Source organism: candidate division WOR-3 bacterium, from assembly GCA_013177935.1.
In the GTDB taxonomy this organism is placed as follows: Bacteria; Hydrothermota; Tepidihabitantia; order Tepidihabitantales; family Tepidihabitantaceae; genus Tepidihabitans.
Map to the genome: position 1 here is coordinate 535370 of JABLXZ010000002.1, position 8114 is coordinate 543483.

The window sequence follows — 8114 nt, forward strand, 5'->3', positions numbered from 1 at the left end:
GCAGAAAAGGCGGTGCGGTTTAGCGGGTAACGAGCACCTTAACGGTCGCTTTGCCGGGTGTTGCCTCCTTCATTGGCTGGATAAAATAGACCCCAGGGGCAAGATGCCGGATGTCATTAACACCGGGCTGGAGATTGAGCACTTTACGACCGGAGATGTCAAAGAGAACACCGCTCTGGTTCCGGGGCAAAGTTAGAGTGTAGCGCACCACAGTTGGAATAAACTGGTCTTCTGAATTACCACCAGGGTTTTGAGCGATTCCGACCAAGGTTGTATCACGGACGAAACAGACCGCCGAACTGCCCGGCACTGAAACATAAACCCGGCGCTGGTTCGGGCTATGGACAATTTCTGCGGGATAACCGGGCAAACGAATGCCAGTAACGACCGAATCGGTACGGCAGTCAAACACCTTGACATCCTGTCCATAGCGGAATGTGCAGTAAAGATAACCGGTGAGCGAATCGTAAACGATTTGACTCAGTCCGCTACCAATCGGAATTGAGTCTTCAATCCGGGGTCCGCTCGGGTTAATCACAAAGAACTGGCTACCCGCCGCACAGTAAAGCCGGTTACCGAATTCATTGTGGAACATCAAACCCGGTTGGTACGGTATTGGCAGAAAAGAGCGGATGGTATGGGTGGAGCAGTCAACAAAAAACAGCCCGTTCAGGTTGTCAACTGCACAGGCAAGGAGGTTATCTTCAGGCAGATAACACACCTCTCTTGGTGTGCCACCTAATCCGAGATGGGCAATCACCTCATTGGTTCGCACATCAAGCACGAACAGTGAATACTGGTCATAGATGGCGGAGAAATAGAGCCGGTGCAAATTCGGGAAATAACTGATGATGCGGGGGTCCTCGCCAGCATAAAACCTATAGATAATTGAGTCCCGGGCACAGTTGATTACCTCAATACGATAATCCAGAGCGCAGAACAAACGGTTCTGGTCCGGGACATAAACCGCGCTCCTTGGTATATCGTACAAATGTATCGTCTTACGCACCGTTTCAGCAGGACAGTCAATCGACACGATGGCAGTTTCCGATGGGAGGAGGGCATAGAGGCGGTTACTTGCGGTAATCGGGATGATTTTGGAAGGGGCAGCGGGTAGTCTTATCGGGTTGCGGAGAGCGCCGGTTTCGGCGTTAATCGGTACTATCTCGTCGCGTTCGGTACTGGCGCAGTAAACCCGTTCCGTACCCGGAAGATAGGCAAGAAGGTTTACCGGAAACCAGGTAACAACCTTATTCACAACTTCACTGGTTCGGGCATTGTATATCACCACCTGATGGCTAAAGCGCTCCGGGGCATAAATTAAGTTGGCACGCGGATTATAGCCAAGCCCGACAGGATAGGAGCCAGGTGTTGGAATCACCCGAACCACCTGATTGGTAACACCGTCAACCACCGCAATGCTATCGGTTTCACTCAAAGCGATGTAAACGAGATTGTCAACCGAGTCAAAAACCAGACCGCGTTGGTTTGTATTGAGATAAATCCAGCGGATTAAGGTATCAGCAAGGGCGTCGTAAACTCCGAACCAGTTATCGTCCCAGTCGGCACAGTAAAACTTATTACTCACGGTGTTCAGACACATCAACCTTGGTGAATAACCGGCTACAAGCCAGCGAATTACGGTATCCCGGTCGCAGTCAACCACCGTGATATCCTCATCGTAGTCCTCAGAAATGTAAAGCCGGTTGGTCAGATGGTTGTAAAGCATATCATAGTAAAATCCGGCACCTGAATAGAAGGTTTTAATGACACTGTCGGTTGAACAGTCAATTACCGCCACATCCTGGTTATCCATAACACAGTAAACCTTATTTACCCGATAGGCGCAGGCGATATTTCCCGACTCGTCTGGGATGGCAATCGTTTTTATCAGGGTGTCGTAGTCGCAATCTATGACCCAGACTTCAGGACCACCAACGCAGTATATCCGGTTGAGATTGGGGTTGTAGGCCAGGTCACTGCCGTAATTCGGCAGGTTAATGGTTCGGACCAAACGGTTGGCAGCAGCGTCAACCACAAACAACAGGTTGCCGCTGAGAATGTAAAGTTTATTATCCACGGGGTTATAGGTAAAATTTCCGGCAGGACCCGGCAGTTGAATTAAGGCGATTTTTCGGTTGGTGGTGCCATCAAGGACGCAGATTTGTGAGATACCATCCCCGAAAATGAATACGGTGTTGTTGTTCGGGTTATAGAAGATTCGGTTCGGATATGCGGGACCGGCAAACGAATCGGGCAGATAAACGGTTCTTTCCAGCCACTGGGCTGAAACCGGTGTCGCCATCAGGGCGACAAGACAAAACAAAAACCACCGGCGCATAACACCTCCTGTTTGCGCTTTGATTATAAAGCGAAATTAGTTAAATGTCAAGGGACAAAAGGGTTAAACAGCGCAATCAACTCTCGCAAATTTTTGAGTGGATACCTTAAGAGCTCCTGTTGATTGGCACGGAAAAAGTGCCATTTTGTACCGGTTGGGATGTGCTTAATTTTAGTAATCATTTTTGAAAGACTAAAATGTTCTCCACACCTATTTTTCCTTTATCAGCTTTGGATAAACCATGTTCAATAACATCCACTAACCGAAATCCAACTGCCTTACCAAGATCTCCTAATATAGGAGATGTTTCAATTACTTCCTCTTTTCCGTTTATAAGCCAGGAGTGACATTTACTAACAACCATCAAGTAATACTTGTCTTTTTTTAAGACTCGGTAACATTCCTCAAATGATAGTTTCATCATTTTGAGATAGTTCTCGACTGTCTCGGCTTTGTAAGTTCTCCGTGATTTTTTTAATAGGTCTATAAGCGCTAAACTCGATTCTGGTAAAGCAACTGACGAATATCTATCATTCACAAAAAGTGTCATATTTTCGTATTGGTCTTCATCCCTATGTTTCGATTGATAAAAGTTTTTAGTTGACTCCCATTTTAGATCATCGTTTAAGCCTAAAATTAATATGGAGATTTTATTATTGCCAATATAATCTAAGGCATCAAAATATGGCGGCGATGTAAGTATACCATCAATGCTTTCATCCTGTAACATAGACATATTAGTTGAGTCACCTTTAATAATTTTTACTCTCCCTTTGTTGAGCTTTACACTTAATATTTCAGCCATTTTCTGGGTGGCGTATAAAGTTAAATATCTATCTTCCACATACGATTTAAAAGAATTGATTAAATCCCAAGTTCTGCTTTTTTCGGAATACTCAACAATCTGCTGACTCAAAAGAATTAAGAAAAATTGTCTAATATCTTCATCTTGGATATCTTCAATTTTTTCTTTTAAAAACAAAACATTATCGAGATGAGGTTCAATCTTTGCAAAGCCAGCGCTGTTTGAAGCAGCACGCCTTAATTTTTCTTTCAGTGCACTTAAATCATTAAAGTTGAATTTACGGGAAAGGCTGTCATCAATTGATTCAAATAATTTAATTGCCGCAGTTTTAACTTTGCTAATATCAATTCCAATATTACATTTTACTTCGGCTATCATCTTACCTATATTCAATACTTCGATTCCTACGGCATTTATACCCATTGTGGGAGCATCAGCAATAAATGCACCAGACCCAACAAAGGGGTCAAGGATAGTATCCCCTTCTTGAACCTGTAATAAATTTATCAGTGCTCTTGATATTCGGGGGTCACCTTTCCCTTTATATTTATGCAGGTAGTGCAAAAATGGTTTCCGCAGGTCCGTTGATGCCCAATCGACAAAATCACCGATATGATTTTTCCCCAATCCCAAATGGGGGGAACGATATTGGCCATCCATTAGATGCGAAAGCAATTCTTTCAGCCCTTTTTCTATGCCTGATTCTTTCTCAGAGAAGTAGTTTTGCCAGTTTTCACTGTTTCTGGGTCGGAAAACACAAGCAGGAAGTTTTTTTACTTCTGTCGCATACTCAAAAAGCGTATGAAATGGCAGGAACCTTATCGTTAACAATTTATTTTTAGATTTCACAATATCTTTCAAGAAAATTTGAGTATAGGGGTTAGGTTCCAATCTATTTTTTGTACCCAACAATTCCTCATTAATTGGTAAGCCAATTTTTTCCAATGTTTGTTGAGGGTTTTCTGATTCCAGAATTACATAAATTTCCCTGAAGAAAGTTGCTCTTTTAACGATGTTTACTATGTCCATTGTAGAAACTTTTGCCAAAAAGCCCTGTCCTTCTCCAAGATAAACCAACCTGCTGATCAAATGTATTACTTCCTCATCTAATAAATTAAATGGTTTTTCTTTGAATAAAGCCGCCAGTGTTTTAACAAACTGCGTTTTAGTCCCTAATAAACTATCTATTTCCCGATGGGCAAAATAAACCTCATCGGGGTCTCTCAAGTCAAATTTTAGCTTTGCTAATACAATCATATTTTACCTTACAATTAAGTCGCTGGCAGTTAATAAAATTTCACTAAAATAACCTATATAGGAAGTTTTTGGCAATTTGCGTACCGGCTTCATCAAGAATTCTCCAGGGGAAATAGGACTCGCATACCCGAGTTCGTTTCTCAGCATAGATTTATACCCTTCTCTGGTCAGCATAGATTCCAGCATAGATTCATACTCTTCTCTGGATGTTTGTGATATGTGGACTATTGCATTTCTAAGTGTCGTCATATTTTGTAACGCACGATTTATATCTGCGTTATCACAGAGTACTCTTTTAAATGGCTCACCGTCTTTAAAAAACAACTCCGACTTTTTCTTTATGAAATTTAAATTTAACCACTTAGCGTAGCGGCGACCAGATGTTATAATAGCATATGCATGGTTTTTATCCCGAGGGAAAACATAACGATTCGGGGCGTATCCACTATCGGTTTTTTCCCCCAGCATATAAAGAATAAATGTTTCTTCAATAAACCATTCCCACGCTAAATACATTTTCAAAAACGAGAGTTCATACACTAAATTAATAACATTACTATCTATATTAGGAATTTGATTCATAGTCTGGAGTAAATTAAAACTATCATTCATTTGTGCTATAAATTTATTTTTTGTTTCGTTAAGGTTGGACATCTCGTTATCATCTTATAAATACTTTATGATAAATGCTAATAAAAACTGATGTCGGCGATTTCTCACCGCCTCAACTGTTGTATGACGGGTATAATCATCAATAAATTGTTTAATATCAGGTTCTGAATCCTGTGCAGACTTATTTGAACTTTCCTCCAAAATTGCCTCAAGCGATTCTAAAGCAATTTTAATTTTAGGGTATTGAGACGGTTCAATTCTCAGCGTATTTTCTGAGTTGGGTAAGCCAAACAACAGGTCGTAAATCATGCAGTAAAGAGAATAAAACAAGGGGCTTTTATTGAAATAGGAGTCCGGAAGAATGTCACCGTATATTTCTCCGATAGTATCCATACATTTTTTGAAATTATCTGTTATTTTATCTTTATTATCGAATCGGTCGTCATATCTTTTATAGTAGGTTTCAATAACTCTTCTATCCTGTATCCCATCGATACTGGCTATAATTAATTCGGAAGTAAGTTCAACATCAGCCATTCTTGCAATTTTCGGTTCCTTGAGGATTTTTGATTTTATCCAAAAGGTATAAAACTCGTGCGCCATACTGTGCACCGTCTGTTTAAATAGCCCGAAATACTTAGCATTCAAGAGCTCAGTTTTATTTAGAGGCACAGTATAAGTATTTAACCGAGCAAAGATTCCGAGAACATCTTTATCCTCTGAAATTAGTACTTTATTAGTGGAAATATTATACAGAAGAAATTCCTTTTGTACCTCGTCGGGCAACTGACTGAAATATAATCCCCCGTAATCTTGATTGTGGATTTTTGAAACACTGAAACCATCTTTTAAATAATCCAATATAGTTGCGAGCCGCTGCTGGCCATCAATTACCTCTCTAATGCTTTTGCGCGTTTTTAAGTCTATTGTTTCTCTGATAAAAACAGGGGGGATAGGTAATTCCCTTAAGATTGTATCAATTAAATATGATTTTGCTTTCGCCGACCAAACGCGTCTTCTCTGGAATTTTGGCGACAAAATTAATTCCCCCCTTTCATGCCATTGTCTATAATCATTGATAGAATAGGACTTTATTTCAAAGTTTTTAGCCATTTAATGCCTCCATATTAAATAATTCACATGGTTTTATTTTAAATTGTAACTTATTTGGGTCGGGTGTTCCACCTTTTCTTTGCATAGTAATTCTTCCAATATATAAACTTCCCCTTGGTGATATTCTTACATCCCCTGCGCCAAAGAAGTTCATCGCAGTATTTATGTCCTTTAATGCCCATGTAGTTGTATTTTTGACTTTGTTGTAGCGTGTAACTAACATCCAGTTAGCAGATAAACCGCCTCTTCCCTTTATAATATCGGATACAACAAGGATTCTATTTTCACGGAAGAAATTTATTATATTATTTACCAAACTTTCCGGTAATTCATCAAGGAACATTCTTCTCTTGTCTCTCAGAATTTTATTTCCGACAATATGAGGATACGAAAGAGGATTAATTTCACCAGTAAATAATTTCAGGGCTAATGTTGTATCATCGTCAAATCCCCAGATTTCTCTGTACGAGTCTACTGACCTTTTGTCCACTTGGTTATAGTCAGCGTCGGAATTGGCTTTTTTTAACGATAGGTTTTCGATTTTTACAATCGCGCCTACCTTTATAATTATTCTTAGCTGCGCATCAGCTTTTTTGAATTTCATCAGATCTTCAAAGGTTTCCCTTAAACCAAGATTTTCCGCGTCTATTCTTTTCATCCGCGTGGGTATTAGAATTGCCTCAACCGAATCTATTAAATCAATTTTATATCCCATAATTGCGAGCCATATTTGGGCTTCCTTATCTGTCTTCCAGTTATTGAATTTCTTGCATATGTTTTTCTCATTCGCAAATCCGCCTCGGGCTGTAGTTGAGCCGATATTAAAAGTTGTCATTTGTTGCATTCCCTAAAAATATATAATAATGCCCTAAATACTTCTGATGATTAAGATGCACTGGACTTTTTGCCCAGATTAGTTCCACATACTTTCTGTTTTCTGGCATCTTTGATAATTACATTCAGTTTTCCGGTTTTGTCAATAAATTGGTTGGATGTGTTGAGGTCGGGACTGGGTTGCGGCTAATAAAGGTGGGCGTTTTTTATCGTTGACCTGTCCGTATTTGTATGAAATGGGTTTCATCAGATTAAGAGCAGGTATTCTAATGGTACCTTGACGATTGATTCATCGGTCAGTTGCAATTTTTTGCTGCCAAACACAATACCGTATTTACCTTTGACCTTTTTCTGGGTGGTTTCAACCTGTGTCGTATCTTCTTTGTGAAAACCGATTTCAATCACTACTGGCTTCTGGTTGGGGAGTCTTAAAACGAAATCCGCGCCGCCTTCGGCAATATCGTATGCTATCGTTGCCTTATATCTGCCTTTTAAATCCTTATTATAAATCAAGGCGAAATAGTCCTCTAATTTTTTGCCTTCAATATTTGATCGAAAAATGTTGTCTAAAATCGCGGTTCTTAATGCCGGGGCAGTAAAAAGAAGTTTGGGCGTTTTTCTTGTGCTCGTGAATGGTTTTCCGAGGCTTGGTACCTTAAACAACACACCACTCATAATCAACACTTCCACTAAAGAGTCTAATGTTTCGAACCGCTCAATCTTCAATGTGGTTCTTAAACTGTCATAACTTATGATATCCGAACTGGCAATCAGATAGAGTAGTCTATTGAGTTTGGCGACCGTCTGCGCTTTAAACCGGGCAAAGCCGATAATGTCTTTTATGATAATACTGTTGAGCACATTTTTAATTAGTTCTAATGCCTTTACTCTATTGGTAAGATTCGCCGAAAACGGAAAGTTGCCGACCGCAAAGAAATCGTCTTCACTATCGGGCGGGAGTTCGGCGAAAAATCTATCAACCTCGTCGGATTTTGCCTTTAAACCCTGAAAAACCGCCCGAGCGTCAGGGGAATTAAAAATTATCTCCTGCAAGTCGTCGGAAAGTCCCGATATCGGGTATTGTCCGTGTCTTAATATCAAATATTCATTGAATTTCATCGGGTAAATCTCTTCGATGCTCACCCTTCGGGA

At 40.3% G+C, this 8114-nt stretch carries 6 protein-coding genes; all 6 read right to left on the minus strand.

Features of this window, described 5'->3' with window-relative positions; all coding sequences use genetic code 11:
* Nucleotides 1-19: 19 nt before the first annotated feature.
* The 6 genes from HPY86_05565 to HPY86_05590 all read right to left on the minus strand — a co-directional run bounded on the left by HPY86_05565 (nucleotide 20) and on the right by HPY86_05590 (nucleotide 8081).
* Nucleotides 20-2341, minus strand: a complete 2322-nt coding sequence (locus tag HPY86_05565; GenBank protein ID NPV14381.1) for a hypothetical protein — start codon at nucleotides 2339-2341, stop codon at nucleotides 20-22.
* Between the two features lie 178 nt (nucleotides 2342-2519).
* Nucleotides 2520-4403: a hypothetical protein gene (locus HPY86_05570; GenBank protein ID NPV14382.1), complete on the minus strand. Its 1884-nt coding sequence runs from the start codon at nucleotides 4401-4403 to the stop codon at nucleotides 2520-2522.
* Nucleotides 4404-4406: 3 nt separating this feature from the next.
* Complete coding sequence (locus HPY86_05575) at nucleotides 4407-5057, minus strand: hypothetical protein (protein ID NPV14383.1); 651 nt, start codon at nucleotides 5055-5057, stop codon at nucleotides 4407-4409.
* A 12-nt stretch (nucleotides 5058-5069) separates the two neighbouring features.
* Nucleotides 5070-6128, minus strand: coding sequence for a DUF262 domain-containing protein (locus tag HPY86_05580; GenBank protein NPV14384.1), 1059 nt, complete (start codon nucleotides 6126-6128; stop codon nucleotides 5070-5072).
* Entirely contained in the window at nucleotides 6121-6963 is an 843-nt protein-coding gene (locus HPY86_05585; protein NPV14385.1) for a type II restriction endonuclease, read from the minus strand. Before HPY86_05585 ends, HPY86_05580 begins: the two co-directional genes overlap by 8 nt.
* 245 nt (nucleotides 6964-7208) lie before the next feature.
* Entirely contained in the window at nucleotides 7209-8081 is an 873-nt protein-coding gene (locus tag HPY86_05590) for an ATP-binding protein (protein NPV14386.1), read from the minus strand.
* Nucleotides 8082-8114: the final 33 nt, after the last annotated feature.

Excerpts from the sequence above, each read along its gene's own strand:
- HPY86_05565 (NPV14381.1), bottom strand. The coding sequence starts at position 2,341 with ATGCGCCGGTGGTTTTTGTTTTGTCTTGTCGCCCTGATGGCGACACCG.
- HPY86_05580 (NPV14384.1), bottom strand. The coding sequence starts at position 6,128 with ATGGCTAAAAACTTTGAAATAAAGTCCTATTCTATCAATGATTATAGA.
- HPY86_05575 (NPV14383.1), bottom strand. The coding sequence starts at position 5,057 with ATGTCCAACCTTAACGAAACAAAAAATAAATTTATAGCACAAATGAAT.
- HPY86_05590 (NPV14386.1), bottom strand. The coding sequence starts at position 8,081 with ATGAAATTCAATGAATATTTGATATTAAGACACGGACAATACCCGATA.
- HPY86_05570 (NPV14382.1), bottom strand. The coding sequence starts at position 4,403 with ATGATTGTATTAGCAAAGCTAAAATTTGACTTGAGAGACCCCGATGAG.
- HPY86_05585 (NPV14385.1), bottom strand. The coding sequence starts at position 6,963 with ATGACAACTTTTAATATCGGCTCAACTACAGCCCGAGGCGGATTTGCG.